General features: G+C 47.0%; 21 protein-coding genes. 19 read left to right on the forward strand and 2 right to left on the reverse strand.

From position 1 onward, the window contains the following. Window positions 1-514 precede the first annotated feature (514 nt). On the forward strand, window positions 515-1597 hold the full coding sequence (locus C1A10_RS15945; protein ID WP_242968958.1) for a radical SAM/SPASM domain-containing protein: 1083 nt from the start codon (window positions 515-517) through the stop codon (window positions 1595-1597). A gap of 151 nt (window positions 1598-1748) precedes the next feature. Here the strand turns inward: C1A10_RS15945 and C1A10_RS15950 are convergent, their stop codons facing one another. Then, window positions 1749-2636, reverse strand: coding sequence for a LysR family transcriptional regulator (locus C1A10_RS15950; protein ID WP_101911195.1), 888 nt, complete (start codon window positions 2634-2636; stop codon window positions 1749-1751). Between the two features lie 106 nt (window positions 2637-2742). Between C1A10_RS15950 and C1A10_RS15955 the strand changes: the two genes are divergently transcribed. The 5 genes from C1A10_RS15955 to C1A10_RS15975 all read left to right on the forward strand — a co-directional run bounded on the left by C1A10_RS15955 (window position 2743) and on the right by C1A10_RS15975 (window position 6025). Next, window positions 2743-3324: a chromate transporter gene (locus C1A10_RS15955; RefSeq protein WP_101911196.1), complete on the forward strand. Its 582-nt coding sequence runs from the start codon at window positions 2743-2745 to the stop codon at window positions 3322-3324. Then, window positions 3321-3884, forward strand: coding sequence for a chromate transporter (locus C1A10_RS15960; protein WP_101911197.1), 564 nt, complete (start codon window positions 3321-3323; stop codon window positions 3882-3884). The genes C1A10_RS15955 and C1A10_RS15960 overlap by 4 nt, the downstream gene beginning before the upstream one ends. Before the next feature lie 525 nt (window positions 3885-4409). After that, on the forward strand, window positions 4410-5051 hold the full coding sequence (locus C1A10_RS15965; protein ID WP_101911198.1) for a nitroreductase: 642 nt from the start codon (window positions 4410-4412) through the stop codon (window positions 5049-5051). A gap of 80 nt (window positions 5052-5131) precedes the next feature. Then, window positions 5132-5722: an MBL fold metallo-hydrolase gene (locus C1A10_RS15970; RefSeq protein ID WP_101911199.1), complete on the forward strand. Its 591-nt coding sequence runs from the start codon at window positions 5132-5134 to the stop codon at window positions 5720-5722. A 57-nt stretch (window positions 5723-5779) separates the two neighbouring features. Further along, entirely contained in the window at window positions 5780-6025 is a 246-nt protein-coding gene (locus C1A10_RS15975) for an efflux RND transporter permease subunit (protein ID WP_278309141.1), read from the forward strand. A 254-nt stretch (window positions 6026-6279) separates the two neighbouring features. Here C1A10_RS15975 and C1A10_RS15980 read toward each other — a convergent pair whose 3' ends face one another. Then, on the reverse strand, window positions 6280-7074 hold the full coding sequence (locus tag C1A10_RS15980; protein ID WP_101911201.1) for a helix-turn-helix transcriptional regulator: 795 nt from the start codon (window positions 7072-7074) through the stop codon (window positions 6280-6282). Between the two features lie 154 nt (window positions 7075-7228). Here C1A10_RS15980 and C1A10_RS15985 point away from each other — a divergent pair, with 154 nt between their 5' ends. The 13 genes from C1A10_RS15985 to C1A10_RS16045 all read left to right on the forward strand — a co-directional run bounded on the left by C1A10_RS15985 (window position 7229) and on the right by C1A10_RS16045 (window position 19246). Beyond that, on the forward strand, window positions 7229-9115 hold the full coding sequence (locus C1A10_RS15985) for a beta-L-arabinofuranosidase domain-containing protein (RefSeq protein ID WP_180951181.1): 1887 nt from the start codon (window positions 7229-7231) through the stop codon (window positions 9113-9115). Continuing rightward, a complete protein-coding gene (locus C1A10_RS15990) occupies window positions 9112-10125 on the forward strand; it encodes a PdxA family dehydrogenase (RefSeq protein ID WP_101911203.1) in 1014 nt (337 codons plus the stop codon). The genes C1A10_RS15985 and C1A10_RS15990 overlap by 4 nt, the downstream gene beginning before the upstream one ends. A 26-nt stretch (window positions 10126-10151) precedes the next feature. After that, window positions 10152-10604: a tripartite tricarboxylate transporter TctB family protein gene (locus C1A10_RS15995; RefSeq protein WP_180951182.1), complete on the forward strand. Its 453-nt coding sequence runs from the start codon at window positions 10152-10154 to the stop codon at window positions 10602-10604. A 12-nt stretch (window positions 10605-10616) separates the two neighbouring features. Then, complete coding sequence (locus C1A10_RS16000; RefSeq protein WP_101911205.1) at window positions 10617-12128, forward strand: tripartite tricarboxylate transporter permease; 1512 nt, start codon at window positions 10617-10619, stop codon at window positions 12126-12128. 54 nt (window positions 12129-12182) lie between these two features. Further along, a complete protein-coding gene (locus C1A10_RS16005) occupies window positions 12183-13202 on the forward strand; it encodes a tripartite tricarboxylate transporter substrate binding protein (RefSeq protein WP_101911206.1) in 1020 nt (339 codons plus the stop codon). A 76-nt stretch (window positions 13203-13278) separates the two neighbouring features. After that, a complete protein-coding gene (locus tag C1A10_RS16010; RefSeq protein ID WP_101911709.1) occupies window positions 13279-14745 on the forward strand; it encodes a four-carbon acid sugar kinase family protein in 1467 nt (488 codons plus the stop codon). Beyond that, entirely contained in the window at window positions 14739-14882 is a 144-nt protein-coding gene (locus C1A10_RS18600) for a hypothetical protein (RefSeq protein WP_180951183.1), read from the forward strand. Before C1A10_RS16010 ends, C1A10_RS18600 begins: the two co-directional genes overlap by 7 nt. Before the next feature lie 36 nt (window positions 14883-14918). Further along, window positions 14919-15119: a DNA-binding protein gene (locus C1A10_RS16015; protein ID WP_101911207.1), complete on the forward strand. Its 201-nt coding sequence runs from the start codon at window positions 14919-14921 to the stop codon at window positions 15117-15119. Further along, a complete protein-coding gene (locus C1A10_RS16020; RefSeq protein ID WP_101911208.1) occupies window positions 15097-16629 on the forward strand; it encodes a DUF4118 domain-containing protein in 1533 nt (510 codons plus the stop codon). Before C1A10_RS16015 ends, C1A10_RS16020 begins: the two co-directional genes overlap by 23 nt. After that, complete coding sequence (locus C1A10_RS16025) at window positions 16619-17317, forward strand: response regulator (protein WP_101911209.1); 699 nt, start codon at window positions 16619-16621, stop codon at window positions 17315-17317. The genes C1A10_RS16020 and C1A10_RS16025 overlap by 11 nt, the downstream gene beginning before the upstream one ends. Window positions 17318-17703: 386 nt before the next feature. Beyond that, window positions 17704-18096, forward strand: a complete 393-nt coding sequence (locus C1A10_RS16035) for a hypothetical protein (RefSeq protein WP_101911211.1) — start codon at window positions 17704-17706, stop codon at window positions 18094-18096. A gap of 2 nt (window positions 18097-18098) precedes the next feature. Beyond that, window positions 18099-18584, forward strand: coding sequence for a potassium channel family protein (locus C1A10_RS16040; RefSeq protein WP_101911212.1), 486 nt, complete (start codon window positions 18099-18101; stop codon window positions 18582-18584). After that, window positions 18581-19246 (forward strand): potassium channel family protein, encoded by a 666-nt coding sequence (locus C1A10_RS16045; RefSeq protein ID WP_101911213.1) that lies wholly within the window; start codon window positions 18581-18583, stop codon window positions 19244-19246. Before C1A10_RS16040 ends, C1A10_RS16045 begins: the two co-directional genes overlap by 4 nt. Window positions 19247-19251 lie beyond the last annotated feature (5 nt).

Raw genomic sequence — 19251 nt, forward strand, 5'->3', positions numbered from 1 at the left:
CAATTAGCAGTAATATGAATTACACTATGGCAAACCAATCTACTATATTATGCCATATCATACGTTTCCCATCAAGAAAACAGGGAAACGCTTTCCTTTTTAAGGATTTCCCTATTTGAACGGTTTATCCTTTGAGCAATCTGTACAGTCTGTGCCGAAACTGTGGTTAGAAAAAGCAATCTATGGTATGATGATGGCACTAACAAGTGAAATTTCAGTGGAAAAGAACGCATAATCCCGCGTTAGAATGATCTTCTAAATCGTAAAAGGAGACCGCAGAATATTAGCGGTCTCCTTTCTTCTACTTACATTAATGAAACTGAAAAGTTTAGGCTGTTCTGTCACAAACAGGAACGACTTGTTGAATTAAAGCAGGCAGTCGTGTATAATTCTCTTGTGCCAATAAGCTGAAAGACTTATCCTGCTGTAAAAACAATCTCAATGTGGTTTTACGGGGAAATATAATAAGGTCGTAACCAAAAGGGGGCAAAATGTCATTAAACAAATTTGTATTATGATTAAGCCGGCTTCATCGCTATGCAATTTGAGATGTAAATATTGCTTTTACGCTGATGTAAGCAACCTGCGGCAGATACACAGCTTCGGAGTGATGCAGCCTGCCACTACACAAAAAGTGCTCGAAAACATCTATTGTGATCTGCAGCCGGGTGACCGCATCACTTTTGCCTTTCAGGGCGGGGAGCCGACCTTGGCGGGGCTGGATTATTTCCGTGATTTTGTTTCTCAGGCAGCAAAACAGGACCGTCGTGTGCAGGTAAGCTATGCGCTGCAGACCAACGCGATACTGCTGGATGAAGCGTGGTGTTCGTTTTTAGGGGAAAATCATTTCCTTGTGGGGATTTCTCTGGATATGGCTGCGGTATACCATGACGCAAATCGGGTAGACGCGCAGGGAAAGGGAACTTATAACCGGGTAATAGCGGCAAAGAGAATGCTGGAACAGTACCGCGTGGATTATAATGTGCTTGCTGTGCTTACCTCCAAGTTGGCGCGCCATCCCACGCAGGTATGGAATTATCTGCTGAAAGAACAGATTCATTATGTACAGTTTATTCCCTGTCTGGACGATTTGCAGGAGAGCGGTGCTCCCTATGCACTGACTCCGAAACGGTTTGCGGAATTTTATAAAGGGCTTTTTCCGCTGTGGAAGCGCGCATACGAAAACGGAACTTATATCAGCATCAAGCTGTTTGACGATATCATGAACCTGTTGGCAAGCGGGCAATCTACGGCCTGCGGCATGACCGGAGAATGCCAGCATCAGTTTATAGTGGAGGCAGACGGCGGTGTATATCCCTGCGATTTTTTTGTTCTGGATGAATACAAGCTGGGAAATTTGACTGAAAATACATTGCGTGAACTGTATGAAAGTCGGACAGCGGCAGATTTTATAGGCCGACCGCATAGAAAACCTCAGCTTTGTGCTGACTGCCGTTTCGAGCCAATCTGCCATGGAGGCTGCAAGCGGCAGCAAAGTGCGGTTTGCTGTCAGGGAAAGGATTCCTATTGCGGATATCGTGATTTTCTAGAGGCAGTATGGCCTTCTCTGGCGCAGCTGGCAAACAGAATGAGATAATAAGAGTTAAAAAGAAGTCCCTGTCGTTGCCTTTTTAAACCCGACGGTTGAGGAATATCTTTGCCGCTTAATAGAGGAAAACAACGCTCCGGAAGAACAGTTTGAACGGATGCAGCTGCAGGCATATCGCTAAAGGGGACAGCCGACGGTATTATCCGTCGGCTGTTTTAACATGCGAGCAGATCGCAATCATATCTTTAGCGCTCTGAGTCAGAAATTTATTTTTATGATAAATGATACTGAAATGACGTTTGAAAGAAACATCTTTCAGCTGGAATTTACTGATTTCTTTTCTGTCGAGGCTGTCTTTTACCAGGAGAAACGGCAAAACAGAGATTCCTAAATTGGCCTGTACCGCCTTTATAATGGCCTGCGTACTGATACTTTCCCAGGAAGGGATGATTTCCATGCCGTGTGCGGTTATAACACTGTCAAACAATTCCCGCCCTGCGCTTCCTACTTCCCTTAAGAGGAAAGGCTGGTCATCCAGTTCCCTGATATCAATATCTGTCCTATTGGCAAATGGGTGAACGTTGGAACAGATCATAACCAACTCATCATCATGGAATGTTTGGGTTATGATATAATTGCTGTGAGTAATCCCTTCTATTAAGCCAAGGTCAACTTTATTCTCGTAGACATATTGCTGGATTTTATCTGAATTGTCTATCATTGCTTTTACTTCCATATGCGGATGAAGTTTTTTAAAAGCAGTAACATACTGCGGCAGAAGATAATTGCCGATGGTAATGCTTGCACCGACCCGGATTATGCCGATAGCATCAAAATTTTTGACCTCTTTTTCCAATTCTTCAAATGCTCCGACGATATGGGTGGCATATTGCAAAAAATATTTACCTGTCTCTGTTATATACAGCCTCTTTGCAATCCTGTCGAATAATTTGATCCCATAATAGTTTTCCAACTCCGATATAGCAAGGCTGACAGCGGGCTGTGCAAGGAACAGCTTTTCACCCGCAGCGGTTGCGCTGCCTGTTTCACAAACTGTTACAAAAATCTTTAAATGGCGAAGCGTCATGACAGTCTCCTGTTATATCGAATATATTATGAACTACATAATATAATACTATTTTACTTATATAATTGCAACCGATATACTAAACTATACAGGGAGGATTGATTTTGTGGAGAATAAAGCACATATCTATAGAAAGCTGTTTAGTTCCACTTTGTACTTAAGCACTTTTACCTTTGGCGGAGGATATGTCATTATTTCGCTGATGAAGAAAAAATTTGTGGATGAGTTAAAGTGGATGGAAGAAGAAGAGATGCTGAATCTTGCGGCAATTGCGCAATCTTCTCCCGGAGCGGTTGCTGTGAATGCGTCTATTTTGCTCGGCTATCGTATTGCCGGTATATTGGGAGCTGTGGTTACGATTCTGGGTACCGTGCTTCCGCCTCTGATTATCATTTCAGTGATTTCATTTTTTTATGCGGCCTTCCGTGATAATGCTGTGGTCAATGCGGTTCTGAAAGGAATGCAGTCCGGGGTAGCGGCAGTCATCGCTGATGTGGTATATAGTCTCGGGAAAAATATTTCAAAAGAGAAAGATGTGGTATCTGTCCTTGTGATGATTGTGGCTTTTGCCGCGACCTTTTTCTTCAAAATAAACGTTATGTATATCATTTTATGCTGTGGCTGTATCGGAGCCGCAAAAGTGATCCTGCACGAGAAAAAAGCGAAAAAGGGTGGCCAGGTACAATGATATTTTTAAAACTGTTTTGGAGCTTCTTTCAAGTTGGATTATGCAGTATCGGCGGCGGTTTGGCAGCAATGCCCTTAATTCAAAGCCAGATCGTGGACCTGCACCATTGGCTGACGCTTACAGAGTTTACAGATTTGATCACCATCGCGGAAATGACCCCCGGTCCTATTGCAATTAACTCGGCGACATTCGTCGGGATTCGTATCGCCGGTATTCCCGGGGCGCTAATTGCTACCTTTGGCTGCCTTCTTCCTTCCTGCGCAATCGTTTCGCTGTTGGCTTGGCTCTATTTCAAATATAGCAATTTAACAGTTATACAGGGTATTCTGGCGGGATTGAGACCGGCTGTAGTCGCTTTGATTGCGGCGGCAGGGCTTACCATTTTTATTTTATCTGTCTGGGGCGAACAAGGTATTTCCTGGAATATGGCTTCCATTAATTACACTGCGGTTCTTCTGTTTGCTGCGGCTGTGTTCATTTTGAGAAAGTGGAAGCCGAATCCTATTTTTGTGATGTTGGGTTCGGGAATTGTTGGAGGTGTACTCTATTTATTGATATAGGAGATATTGGAGCACCAGTTAAACCGGGATTTTTTATCTGTAATAGCACTGTCCGGCGATGCACAAGCAACACCGGACAGTGTTTTTTCTGTCTACTTTCTATTGACCAGTTCACTATGCAGGTGGATTTTCTTTGTACAATAAAATATGCAAATTAAAATGGGCAAGGTTGCAGCATTTCGGTAGAATATGGTTGCTACATACAAGTTCAGCGAAAGGAAGACTGCAAATGTGTCCAAGAAGATTGTACACATTTATCCTGGCGGTTCTTAGCTCAAACAATTATCAGGTTATCCCATTGACATGTCTGATGCCTGCAGTAAAATGTAATCAAAGGCTCCTCCGCCGTTTGTATTTTAATCGGTTTTGGTGCCATGTTTCGGCAGGTTTGTGCACTGCGCAAAAGGGAGGAAGCTGGCATCATTGCTGTCGCATGTCTTTGCAAACCCGGAGACAGTCGGACGCAATGTCTGATGCAGGCGAAGCGCCTGGGGCAAAAAGTTTGAAGACAAAGGGGTATTCTGTATGAACGTAATAGAAGCAATGAACGCCCGGCACTCCATCAGGGCATTCCTTTCAACGCCCGTTGAGAAGGAGAAACTGGGTGCCGTATTGGAGGCGGCCGCCCGCACCCCCTCCTGGGCCAACTCGCAGCCGTGGGAGGTATTTGTCGCCACAGGCGACACCTTGGTTAGAATAAAAAACGCTTATCAGCAAAAGTATGCTGGAAAGGTCGCTGCCACGCCGGAAACGCCGCGGCCTACCGGGTGGACGGAGGCTGCGAAAAAACGCCAGCAGCTGCGCCCCGACATGGTGCGCGACTGCGGCGATGCTGCGGAGCAGTTCGGTGCACTCAATCAATCCATGTTCAACGCGCCCGCAGTCATCTATGTTTGCATGGATAAGGTTTTGTCCCATTGGTCGCTCTATGATATCGGCGCGTATGCGCAGAGCCTGATGCTGGCGGCGATGGAGCAGGGCCTTTCCACCATTCCGGCGATAACTCTTGTGCAGTATCCTGACGTATTGCGGCACGAGTTGGAAATTCCCGATAATCTCAAGCTCACGATCGGCATTGCAATCGGGTACGCCGATAAGAACAATAAGATCAACAACTTTGTCAGCGGCAGAAGTTCCGTCGGTGAGACTGTACATTTCTGCGGCTAATGGCTGGGAGATATGCTGTACAATCCCTGTCAGATATCGATATTATCCAACAAAATAAGTTTTGAAGGAGTCTGCTGATAATGGCGAAGCTCTTATATCAGGGGCACGGAAGTTGCCGAATCACCACCCAAAGCGGGACAGTAATCTATCTTGATCCGTATGCGGGGGAAGGTTATGACCGTCCGGCGGATTTGATCCTGATTACACATGAGCATTCGGATCATAATAAAGTGTCGATTGTTACAAAAAAGCCAGGCACTCGCATTATCCGTGCGGCTGACGCGCTGAAAAACGGCGCGTACAGGTCTTTTATAATCGGCGACATAAAGATTGAAGCTGTAGAGGCTTATAATAGCAACCACAGAAAAGACGAGTGCGTCGGTTATATTTTGACGATGGATTTCGTGTCGCTATATGCAGCGGGCGATACTTCAGAGACAGAGCAGATGAAAGACATGAAATCCCGCTGTCTGGATTGGGTACTGTTGCCGATAGACGGGATTTATAATATGGGTGCCGCGGAGGCTTCACGATGCGCAGCTTTAATAGGTGCAAAGCATACCGTTCCGATTCATATGAAGCCAGGAGGGCTTTTCAACAGGTCGGCAGCCGAAGCTTTGCATTCTTCCGGAAGGGTTATCGTTGAGCCGGGGGAAATCATTGAGCTTTAAGCGGATGATACTTGAGGCATCCCTCACGCATGAAGAGTAATCTTGTCGAGGGACCAATTGAGATCCCCGCCATTATCCGCAATACTCATGTCCGCACCGACCACTGTGTTTGGTATGTTGCCAGTGGCACTTGAAGTTGGCTCCGGAACGGAAATGATGCAAGGCATGGCGGTCATTATCATCGGCGGCTTGTTGGCAGGAACAATTCTTACATTGCTTGTATTACCTGGTTTCTGTCTGCTATTTAATAAAAAACAGCGTTCTCAAGAGAAAAGCTTGCTTAATGATTGGGTGATTTTTTAAAGTCCCATCTCCAAAGAAGATGGGACTTTAATATTTTATAGGACATCATGGGGTTTTTAGTCCATTATTAATGGGTTCGTGCTATGGATTGATTATTAATTTGTGCACACTTAAGCAGTGACAAATTAAAACAGATGGCAATCAGACCCGATAAAACGGGCAAGTTCAAAATGCAACACAGGGCAGTGCTGCATTTACTTCGAACCGAAAGTTCTCCGCTTTCAGTTTATGTATCGACTTCTGAGACCTGCCAATTACTCCGGATTCATAAAAGCATAGTCGCGCCATTTGCTTGGCGCACATTTTTTTTGTTTTATGAACGCACGATAAAAAGACGATACGTCCAGATATCCGACTTCAAATGCGATGTCGTTAATCGTTCGGTTGGTATCCAGCATCATCTGACAAGCCTGTTCTATACGAAGTTTTGTGAGATACTGATGTGGAGTAATATGCAGCTGCTGGCGAAATAGTCTCGTAATGTATACCTTTGATAGATGGAAATCACTGGCCATTTGTTCCAGTGTTTGCGAGAACATATAGTGATGGGATAGATAATGTTCCATCTTTCGCAATAGACGCTGAGAGTGAGATCCCGTGTTTTGCGAGTTGTACAATCGAGACAACACTGAAAAAAACAATGCGTTGCAGGCGACTTGATTGCAATAAAAAGACCGCTCAACACTAAACAATTCCTGCAGAACCGGCAGTAGCTGCTCAATCTCTATCCTTCCCTTTAACGGCAGTGCTGCATTGCCGTTCTCAGCGAAGGCACCGTAAAAATGTATGAAGTAATAGGAAGGGGCACGGCTGGCCTCTCTTCCCTCCTGGAATAGACCGCTGCGCTGGATATACCATTGGCCGCGTTGCAAAATAACGCGCCTTCCGTCCTCATAAAAAATCAATTCTCCGTCCAGCATAATGATTAATACATGAAAATTGCATGTCCGGGTGATGTGAACTTCGCCCGGAGAAAAAGTACGTATATTTGTTTTAATAAATTCCGGCAATGTATTCATATCCAATCTAAGTAAGCGCTTATCTTCCATGATACGCCCCCCTCGTTGCTGATTTTATCAAATCGTAAGCAAAATAGCAAGAAACTATTTCGTTTTGGCATTGTTTTTGTACTATTTACACTGTATTTAACCCTCGGTTTTCTATATAATACAGGAAAACATGGATTTAACTGGGGGTCATTTGATGCTGAGGCAGCTTTTCTTTTCGCAATATACATCATCGGAATTATCCGCAACGGGCTGGTTGCGTAAACAGCTGGAGATTCAGGCTCGTGGGCTTGGAGGCAATCTGGATAAAATCTGGCCGGATGTCCGTGACAGCAAATGGGTTGGAGGCAATAAAGAAGGGTGGGAGCGGGTGCCGTATTGGCTGGATGGTTTTATCCCTCTGGCGTGGCTCTTGAACGATGAAAAAATGAAAGCCCGTGCAAAGAAATACATAGATGCCATTTTGCAGGGGCAAAAAGAAGACGGTTGGCTGTGCCCATGTGCTGACGATGACAGGGGACAATACGATATGTGGGCGTTTTTCCTAATCTGCAAGGTACTCGTCGTTTACCATGACTGTACGAGCGACGAACGGATTGAAGGAGCGATCTATCGGGGAATGAAGCAGCTTAACCGACATATCGAACGTCATACATTGTTTAAATGGGCTGCCACACGATGGTACGAGTGTCTGATCCCACTGTTTTGGCTGTATGAGCGCCGACCGGAGTGTTGGATGGAGGACCTCGCATTCAAATTACATGCACAAGGAGTTGATTTTGAAAAAGTATTTACCTTTTGGCGATTTGAACAGCCCTATAAGCGGGATCGTTGGAGTCAGATGACACATGTGGTAAACATTGCCATGTGTCTAAAATCCAAGGCGCTGATTTCCAGATTGACCGGAGAAGATCCCAATGCATTTGCACAAAAAGCGATAAAGATTCTGCTAAAGGATCATGGCATGGCAGTAGGGCACTTCACCGGAGATGAATGTCTTGCCGGCAGATCTCCGCTGCAAGGCTCGGAATTATGCTCCGTTGTAGAGGCGATGTATTCGTACGAGTGGCTTTTGATGCTGACTGGAGACAGCACATGGGCCGAGCGGCTGGAAAATGCGGCCTACAATGCTCTGCCTGCCGCCATTAGCCCGGATATGTGGACACATCAGTATGATCAGATGACAAATCAGATCGAATGCAGCAGATTTGCAGAGGAGACGCGTCCGTTTTTAACCAACTGCGGAGAATCCCACCTGTTTGGGTTAGAACCGGAGTATGGCTGCTGCACCGCTAATTTCAGTCAGGGATGGCCGAAATTTGCACTTTCCACATTTATGCGGGCATCGGACGGCATCGCTGTCGGTGCAATTGCTCCATCTATTCTGCACACAACGTATAATAACGCCTCAGTCGTTGTCGAAAACATTACAGAATATCCGTTCAGGGATGGATATTCTATCCGGATAACCACGGACCGCCCTGTCGTATTTACGTTGCACTTGCGCATCGTATCATTTGCAAAATCCGCTGCCGTGGATGGAAAAAAGATTAAAATTCCAGCGGACGGCTGGTTTCAACTGCGTCAGAATTGGCAAGGAGAACAAACCATATCCATTGCTTTTGAATTTGTGCCGGTTCTCAGCAGCTGGAATGAAGGGCTCCACTGTGTGCGCAGAGGACCGTTACTGTACGCGCTTCCCATAGGGGAACGTTGGGAGCGAAACCAATACATAAAAAATGGAGTTGAGCGAAAGCATCCATACTGCGATTATGAAATATTTCCAACATCCAAATGGAACTATGGATTCGTTGGGGATAAATTCCGATTTGAGCCCTATCCGATTGATGATATTCCATTCAACCCTGATACGCCACCCACCGGATTGTATGCTGATTTGGCGGAAGTTGAGTGGCCGTATGAAAATGGCCATTGTGCATCGCTCCCTACGGGACACACAGCTCTTTCGGCCGCGCACTCCAAACGGTTGATCCCTTATGGCTGTACAAACCTGCGTATGACCGAGATGCCGCTGATTCAGATGGGTGCTGGGATTAAGAATGAAAAGGAGGAATCACAATGAGCCAAAAACCAATTCTCGCTATTTTGCTGGGAGACGCGGCAGGCATTGCTCCGGAACTGGTTGCGAAGCTGCTGGCCAGACGCTACTTTCAGCAGCATTGCAGACCGGTACTGATTGGAGATCACCGGGTACTGGAGATGGGATTCCATCAGGCGAAACAGAGCTCGCCCTACTACTGTGTCGAGAGTGTAGAGGAAATCGACTGGACACAAGACAGCGTCGCATTATTGGATACTGCAGATCTGAACCCGGCAGATATCCGGCTGTGCCAAGTGAATGCCAACTGCGGCGCGGCATGTATCTCGATGATTCGCCGTGCGATTGAGCTATCCAGGCGCAACCAGATTCACGGCATATGTTATGCGCCGCTTAATAAGGCCGCTATGCACCTCGGGGGTAATACCGCAGGCAGTGAACTGGAATTGATCGCACAGCTTTTAGGCCAAAAATCATATGGCGAAATCAATATGCTGGATGATGTGTGGACCACGCGGGTGACCAGCCATATTCCGATTGAACAGATATGCAGCCAGCTGAGCAAGCAGCGGATTCTTGATTCGATTAATCTGGCGCAAAAAACGCTGTTGATGGCGGGTATTGAACGTCCACGGATCGCCGTATGCGCGCTGAATCCGCACGGTGGGGAAGGCGAGCTATTTGGAAGCCAGGAACAGGAGATTATTGAGCCTGCAGTGTCCGCCGCCAGGGAAGCCGGGCTGAATGTGTTTGGCCCGTTTTCGGCAGACACAGTGTTTCACAGAGCGTTTAGCGGCGAGTTTGATGTGGTAGTCACTATGTATCATGACCAGGGCCAAATCGCTATGAAGATGCGCGGCTTTGAACGGGGAATCACCATCTGCGGCGGATTGGATTTGCCGATTACCACCTGTGGTCACGGCACTGCCTATGATATTGCCGGTAAAGGTATTGCGGGAACAGGTTCGTTTGAAAATGCCGTCGCAATGGCCAGCCGGATGGCGCGGCATCTCCAGGCAAAATCCAGTGATTAAATCTTATGTACCAGGAGGAATCGGATATGAGAAAGGTCAACAGCCGTACCATGATTGCGCTGTGCATGGTCATACTGTCCCTGATTTGGCTTTACCTTGGCATCTTCCAATACGGGATTTGGGATGACCGGCACGGTCCGATGCCGGGACTGTTTCCCACCGGAATCGCATCGGTGCTGCTTATTGTCGGCATCATTGGAACTGTTCGAAGTCTGAACGAAAAAAGTGCTGTCTACAAACGTGCTGCATTCGAGGTAATGATTTCCCTTGTTCTGCTTCTGATTGCGTCGTTTACCATTGGAATGCTCCCGTCACTGCTGATATACTTTGTGCTGTGGCAGATTGTAATTGAGAAGTCCTCAAAGCGCACGATCATATTATCTACCCTTGTTGTCAGTGCGATTGTACTGGGGGTATTTGTGTTTTGGCTGAAGGTCCCTTTTGAAAAAGGGATTCTTTACGAACTAATTTTGTATTAGGAGAATATGCGTATGCTAGAGACATTGCAGATGTTGTTCATGGGCTTTTCTGTGGCGACCAGTATCGAAAACATTCTGGCGGCGGCTCTCGGTGCAATACTTGGAATTTTGGTCGGCGCCATGCCCGGAATCGGTTCCTTGGCCGGCTGTGCTCTGCTGTTGCCAATCACTTTCAAGTTTAACCCGGTTACAGCGATTATCATGTTGGGCGCAATTTACTACTCCAACATGTTTGGCGGTGCATACAGTGCTATCCTGATTAATGTTCCAGGGGATTCCCCCGCTATTATGACAGCATTGGACGGCTATCCGCTGGCACGTAAAGGTAAGGCTGGAAAAGCACTGATGACTGCCAATTTTTCCTCGTTTGTCGGCGGTATTATCGGAATGATCATACTGGTCTTTATGGGACCCGCGCTCGCCACACTGGGATTAAAATTCGGCCCCTCAGAAATGGCAGCGTTAATGTTAGTGGCAATGACCTCTATCAGCTGGCTGGTGGGAGAGAATCCTTTAAAAGGCATCGCCGCCACTTGTTTAGGCATGATGATTGCCACCATGGGTGTTGATAAAATATCCGGTAATATGCGTTACGATTTCGGCAACATTTATCTCTTGGGAGGTATCAGTTTCATTCCTCTTGTGATAGGTTTTATCGGGCTGGCCCAGGTATTTGAACTGGCGGAAACCCGCAACGAGAAAGCGCCTATGCCAATTGAGGAAAAGATGGATATTCGAAGTGGCCTTCTCACACGCAAAGAATTTGGCAGAATTTTCAGACCGATTCTGCGCTCCAGCTTACTGGGAACATTCGTCGGCTTTTTACCTGGCGCGGGCGCAACCACCGGTTCCTTCCTCGGCTACGCAATGCAAAAGAAATTCGGCAAAAGTGAAGAAGAATTGGGGACGGGGGCCATCGAGGGTATCGCTGCTTCAGAGGCAGCCAACAACGCTGCCGCCGCAGGGGCATTCGGACCATTACTTTCGTTGGGTATTCCCGGAAGCGGGACCACTGCCGTTCTGCTGGGCGGTTTGATGATGTGGGGGTTGAACCCGGGGCCGATGCTGTTTGCCTCTGAACCGGAGTTTGCCTGGGGCCTGATTGCTTCGCTGTTTATTTCCAACTTGATAGCATTGTTTATTGCCATGGTCAGCATCCCGTGGATGGCGAAAATTATTCGGATACCGGTTGGAGTAATGATTCCAGCAATTATCGCAATCTGTTTTGTGGGTGCATATGCCACTACCAATTCCATGTTCGGTGTTGTAATTATGGTGTTGGGTGGAATTATAGGATATTTGTTCCAGAAAAATGACTATCCTGTGGCTCCGTTGCTATTAGCGTATGTGCTATCCTCCAATCTGGAAATCAATGTCCGCCGTGCACTTGTGATTTCCGAAGGCAGTCTTTCCATTTTCTTTACTAAGCCCATCTCGTTGGTGCTCATGCTGGTCTTTTTTATCATTGTACTTACTCCGATGGTGCGTGGAGCTCTCTCCAAGATGCGGACAAAACAAATATAAGGTTGTAATAGCATGTCCATTTATACAGAAAATTTGGAAACGAGGTTACGTTAAATGAAAAAGATGCTTACGCTAATGCTTGTTCTTTCCATGCTATGCCTGGGTGCCTGTTCCACAGGTGGTTCCCAGTCTCCTGCGCCCAGCACAGCTCCGGCTGACACTGTGTCAGAGACTGGTTCCGGTTCATCAGGCGCGCCCGCATATACCCTCTCAAGAAACGTAGAATTTATGGTCAGTTCCAAAGCGGGTGGAAACAGTGATCTGTTCTCCCGTACAATTGCCGATATTATCACACAAAACGGGTGGGCAAACCAGCCTGTCATCGTTCAGAACAACGAAGACGGCAACGGACAGGTCTCTCGACGCAATGTGTCTGCCAGTAAAACTCCCGATGAATCCCTTCTGTGCCTCAGCAGCGGCGACTTAACCGTAATGGTGACCCTGGGCGGAGGACTTTCGATCGACAATTTTCGTCCTATCGCTATAATGGGTGCTGACAAGCATCTGGTACTGGCGGGTAAAGACGGGCGTTACAAAACCATGCAGGAAGCCATTGAGGCGGCAAAAAACGGAGAACAGGTTACGATTGGCGGAACGCCGGGCGACGAGTTGACAGTTCTGAATATGATGCTGGAAGAACTGGATCTTGTGGACAAATTTGACTTTGTATCGTTTGGCTCTTCCGCTGAAACTGTTACCGCATTGATGGGCGGACACATAGACCTCGGTATGGGCAAACCGGCAGCCGCAAAGGAATACGTGGTTTCCGGTGACATTGTGCCACTGGTCGCATTGAGCACAACCCGTTTTCCGGAACCGTTTGACACCGCACCTACCCTATCTGAGCTGGGATACAACGATGTGGAGTTTCCATTGTATCGTGGTGTTGTGGGCGCGAAAAACATGTCCGATGAGGCCCTGGCTTATTGGGACAATGTAATGGGACAGGTTGCACAAAGTCCGGAATGGAAAGATTATCTGGATAAGAGCCTGTTGATAGGCGAATATAAAAATGCAGCTCAGACCACAGAGGAATATAAGCTTGTTGAGCAGCGTGCTCTGGAGGCGAAATAAACAGGGCATGTCTCTGAAAGAGGCCGGTTTCCGGCCTCTTTTCTGTCTTGCAACCATATTGAATAGGGGAATGGAAATGCATAAAATAAAACAGCCTGAAGTTTTAAGTGCAGCAATTCTGAAGAACTATGCCGGGATTGCTTCCAATCAAGCGTCGCGTCTGCTGGATGAAGCCTATTGCGGATTTGACCGCAAAATTATTGTGCTGGATGATGATCCCACTGGTGTGCAAACGGTTCATGGTGTCAGTGTCTACACAGAGTGGTCGAAAGAGACTATCGAACAGGGTTTCCGAGGACCTGACAGCATGTTTTTTATCCTGACTAACTCCCGCAGCTTCCAACGCGAAGAAACAGAACATGTGCACCGTGTGATTGGTCACACCATTGCGGAAGTTTCCCGTGCAACCGGCAAAAGATATGTCATTGTCAGCCGCGGAGATTCAACGCTGCGGGGACATTATCCGCTGGAGACCGAGGCGTTGCGCAACGCGGTGGAGCAAGTAAATGGAATGACATTTGATGGCGAAATTCTGTGTCCATTTTTCTTGGAGGGCGGGCGTTATACGTTACAGGCTACCCACTATGTACGGGAGGGAGATTGGCTGATTCCTGTTGGTGATACTGAATTTGCCAAAGATGCATCATTTGGGTACAAGTCTTCCAATCTGGTAAATTGGTGCCTGGAGAAATATAAGGGCTCGCTTAAATCCGAACAAATTATATGCATCCCGCTGGAGCTGCTGCAAATCGGAGATGTCGGTGCGGTTACCCGGATGCTGATGCAGGTCAGCGGTTTCGGCAAAGTCATTGTTGACGCTGTGTGCTACAATGATATCAAAGTATTTTGTGCCGGATATCTGGCAGCGCTGAGACAGGGAAAAGAGTTTCTCCTGCGCAGTGCCGCCTCGTTACCGAAAATACTGGGAAGAGTTCCTGATAGGCCGTTGCTGTCAAAGTCGGATTTAGTGGCTGAGGATTGTAAAACCGGCGGAATAATATTAGTAGGTTCTCACGTAGAAAAAACCACGCAACAGCTGGAAGCTTTGAAAAATTGTCAGATACCAATCCATATGATTGAATTTGATCAGCATAGAGTATTGCAGAAAAATGGATTATTGCTGGAAAAGCAAAGGGTTGTAGAAGAAGCCAATCACGCTATTGCGCATGGCGATACCGTCGTCGTTTATACCCGCAGAGAACGCCTTGATATAGACAGCGACAATCCGGATGACCAATTACAAATTTCAGTAGAAATTTCAAATGCACTGACCGGAGTAATTGGTGATTTGCAGGTTAGACCCAGATTTATCATTGCCAAGGGGGGGATAACCTCCAGTGATGTAGGCACTAAAGCACTAAGAGTTAAGAAAGCAATCGCTATGGGTCAGATTTGCCCCGGGGTTCCCGTGTGGATGACTGGAGAAGAAAGTAAGTTTCCAGGCATGCCTTATATTATCTTTCCCGGAAATGTGGGTACCGCCGATACTCTGCGTGAAGCAGTGGAGATCCTCACGAAGAGCAGGGGGGAAGATGAATGCTAATAAACAGCAGGGAGCTTCTTTTGGAATATCGCGCAAAAGGCGCATGTTTGCCTGCTTTTAATATCTGCAATCCAGATATCTATGAAGCAGTAAAAATTTCCTTGCTTCTTGCTATTGTTCGTTCAAACGTATTATAATATCATTATAGACGTTTATGGGGGAGGACGGGAATCATGGATTACATTTCTGTTCAGGATGCGGCCATTAAATGGGGCATCTCGGAGCGCCGCATACAAAAACTGTGTGAGGAAAACCGTATCAAGGGAGCGGTTCGGTTCAGCAGAGTTTGGGCTATTCCAAAGGATGCGGAGAAGCCGGCTGACGGGCGCACTTTGAGAGGAGGTGGACGCGATGGCCGAAAAGCAAAAGAGTGAACGGGTAAGGTCAATACATTATGTACTGACGTTATTTCTCTGTATCGCCGCCGTGACGGGTGTCGGCTGGCTATTCCGGTATTTGCGTTTTCCGGAAACGAACATTGTTGTAGTATATATTTTATCCGTCTTGCTTACCGCACGTCTCACACGGGGGTATACTTACGGCATTGCGTCGTCTGTTATTGCAACCGGTGCTTTCAATTACTTTTTCACAGAACCTTATTTTACTCTTTCGGTTAACGACCCGACTTACCTTATCACATTTGCAATCATGACGTTCACCGCAATCATTACGAGTGCCTTGACCTCAAAGGTCAAACAAAATGCACTGAAAGCGCAGGAACAGGAAATGGAGGCAAGCGCACTCTACCGTCTGACGAACCGTTTGACTGATGCGGCGGACATATCTGATATTGCAAGTATTACGATCAGAACAATCAGTGATATTATGGATTGCCGGGCGGCCTGTTTGTGCTTTGATGAAAACGGGTACCCGGAACAGAGTTTTATTCAACAGCGAAATGCTAACGAACAGGTGCGCCGCAATGTTGACGACAGTGCCGCAATTAAGCACCGTATTGAAAATCTGCGGACAGCGTATGATCTGGGAACAGAGTTCTACGATTGGCCTATTTATGGCAGAGACGCGATCCTTGGAATTCTGCGCATACCAAAAGATACCGCAGTAAAAATGAGTGAGGCCCAAATGCGTCTGCTGCGTTCCATGATAGAAAGCACGGCGCTGGCGATGGATAGGTTTCGCAGCGCACAGGAGCGCATCAAGTCAAGAGAAGCTATTGTGCAGGAACGCTATCGCGGCAATCTGCTTCGCGCTATTTCCCACGATCTGCGCACTCCGCTGTCTGGCATCATGGGAACGAGTGAAATGCTCATGGGAATGACTGACAAAAAAGATAACCGCTATGCCTTGGCTGAGGGTATTTATAAGGATGCTAATTGGCTTCATTCTCTTGTTGAGAATATTTTAAGCCTTACCCGCTTAAATGACGGGAAACTTGTTTTGAATAAACAAATGGAAGCGGTTGAGGAAGTGATAGGTGTTGCGGTGGCGGCAATTGGGAAAAGAACGCCGGAACGTGAAATCGCAGTTCATATTCCTGACGACGTGATGCTTGTCCCGATGGACGCCAAATTGATTGAGCAGGTGCTTGTCAATCTGTTGGACAACGCCGTTAAACATACACCGATGGAAAAGGAAATCAGTATCAACGTAAATGAAGATCGGGAAAAGAACCTTGCCGTATTTTCCGTTATTGATCGCGGCAGTGGAATTGCCGCAGCAGATTTACCACATATTTTTCAAATGTTTTATACAACCCATGGAAAAGAACCGGACGCACAACGCGGTGTCGGTTTGGGACTTGCGATCTGCGAGTCAATCGTAACGGCGCACGGCGGGACGATTGAAGCGCGCAACAGAGGCGACGGTATAGGTGCAGAATTCATATTTACGCTGCCTATGGAGGTGTACGATCATGCAGAATAGAAATGAAAATATTATCGTTGTAGAAGATGACACACAAATACGGAACTTCATCTGCTACGCGCTTAAGCAGGAGGGCTTCCCCTATACAACGGCAGGCACCGCGCAGGACGCGCTTTCGCAGCTTGTTTCCGGGCAGATAGATCTTATGCTGCTTGATCTTGGCTTGCCTGATTTCGACGGTATGGAGGTCATCAAAAAGGTGCGTGAATGGTCTGAAATGCCGATTATCGTCGTATCTGCCCGCGATCAAGATAAGGAAAAGGCAACGGCGCTGGACAATGGCGCGGATGACTATTTGACAAAACCATTCTCTGCAACCGAGTTAATGGCTCGCATCCGTGTTGCGCTTCGTCATTTGTATAAAGTGGGGGGCATTAAAGCGCAGGCGATTCTTTCCGTCGGAGGGCTGACGATAGACTTTGACAAGCGTTTGGTTTATCTTGATGATGCGGAACTGCATGTTACACCTTTGGAGTACAATCTGCTGGCGCTGCTTTTTAAGAATATAGGCAAGGTGCTAACAACAAAGTATATCCTCAAAGAAATCTACGGTGTCGGATACGGTACGGATACGCAGGCTTTACGGGCGCTGATGGCTGGATTACGGCGAAAGATTGAGCAAAATCCGACCAAACCCCGTTATATCCTCACTGAAATCGGTGTCGGGTATAGGCTTGTAGACGAATAAATAACGTATGGTTTAGGCCGCTTCGGGATATTCCCGAGGCGGTTTTTTAGTATTCTCACAGCTTTCTCACAGGAAATCGCGCGCTCTCACACCGAGGTCACGGGATACACGCTAAGATGAGAATGCAAAGATACTTCGGACTTCAGAGGAGGGTTGATCTATGAAAACAGTGGATGCTACTAATTTCAATAAGCGAAAATCCAGAGTTAATACATACAGGAACAGGTCAATGTTTCGATGTCCGTTTGTCACGCTCCTCGTGATTTTCGCCGGTATTCCACTATTAACACTTTCAGTGGTCTTTGTGGTGGTGTATATGATTACATTGCCACTTGGCTTCATGATCGGATATTATTAAGCATTGAAAAGCAAGGAGGCTTTGACCCATGGAAGCGAATGAAATATCTGAAAGTAAAAAAGAACTGAATGAACTTTGCGCTGCCGTCAGGGAGTGCGCCTACACGGGAGAATATCAAAAATGTAAAAACCTTATTTTCGACGCTATGGGAAAACACCCCCACGCGCCGGAACCGCACAACCTGCTTGGTGTGTTGCTTGAAAAGGAAGGCGATCATCTCACGGCAATGAAGCATTTCCGTGCCGCGTGGGCGCTTGACCCGACCTATTTACCGGCACGGCAAAATCTCGACAGCTTCGGGACGTTTTTTTCAAAGGGCAAATACGCTTTTGACGAAAGCGACTGCACGGAAGAAAGACATGAGGAATACACAACCGAACACGATGCGCATGGCATTGGTCATATTGTCAGGGGGGTATAAAGATGGGACTGTTCACGACAAAGAAAACTGCCGATTATACGATCATAATCGGCTGCGGCAGATTAGGTGCTAATCTTGCGAACACACTGTCTGATGGGGGCGGTAATGTTCTGATTATGGATAAAGATAAGGATGCTTTCCGCAAATTGTCACCGTCCTTCGGCGGGCTCGCCGTGGTTGGTGACGGCACGGATTTTGATGCCTTACAGGATGCTCAAATTGGCAAGGCAAGCGTTGTTGTCGTCGTAACGAACAATGACAATGCAAACGTCATGATCGCGCAGCTTGCGCGGGAGGTTTTCAAGGTTAAGCGCGTAATTGCCCGCCTGTACGATCCCGAACGTGAGTATATCTATCATGAATTCGGCATTGACACCATCTGTCCCGCTGTTCTGTCCGCAAAGGAAATAGATAAGATTTTATCTAAAACAAACGAGGCTGCGGGGACGGGTATGGCGGTCTCTGCTTGTGAGGTGGAAGCAAAATGAAAAAGATAGTATTGCTCGTTGGAGGCAGAAGCAAGACCAAATCCCTTGCCATGTCGCTTTTGAAAAGAGGCTATCAGGTTACTGCCATTAACGATACATATGAAGACTGTTTGAAGTTGGCGGAAATAGATAAACTGACCGTTATCAACGGTGACGGAACCAAGCCTTTTGTTTTGGAGGATGCAAGCGCCGGGAGCGCAGATATTGCAATCGCCTTGACATCGAAGGATGAAGACAATCTGGTGATCTGTGAGCTATGCAAGAAACGTTTCTCTGTAGGGAAAACGGTGGCGTTGGTATCGGACCCGAAAAAAACGGACTTTTTCTATAAGATGGGCATTGACAGTGTGGTATGTGCGATTTCTGCCGTGACAAGCATCATTGAACAGCAGGCGTTTGTGGAGGAAATGGCAAACATCGTTCCCATAGGAGAGGGGCGTGTCCAGATCGCCGAAGTGCCTGTTTATGGAAACGCGCCTGTCGTCGGTAAAAAGCTGTGGGAAATTAACCTGCCTAAAGAGGTCATTATTGGATGCATTCTGCGCGGCGACACGACCATGATACCGCGCGGCGATACTAGAATACTAGCGGGCGATATGCTGGTGCTGATTTCCGGCAATGGGCAGGAAATCGCCGCTATCAAGGAATTGACGGGACGGTGATACCA

It is taken from the genome of Marasmitruncus massiliensis, from assembly GCF_900186535.1.
GTDB classification, from domain to species: domain Bacteria; phylum Bacillota; class Clostridia; order Oscillospirales; family Ruminococcaceae; genus Anaerotruncus; species Anaerotruncus massiliensis_A.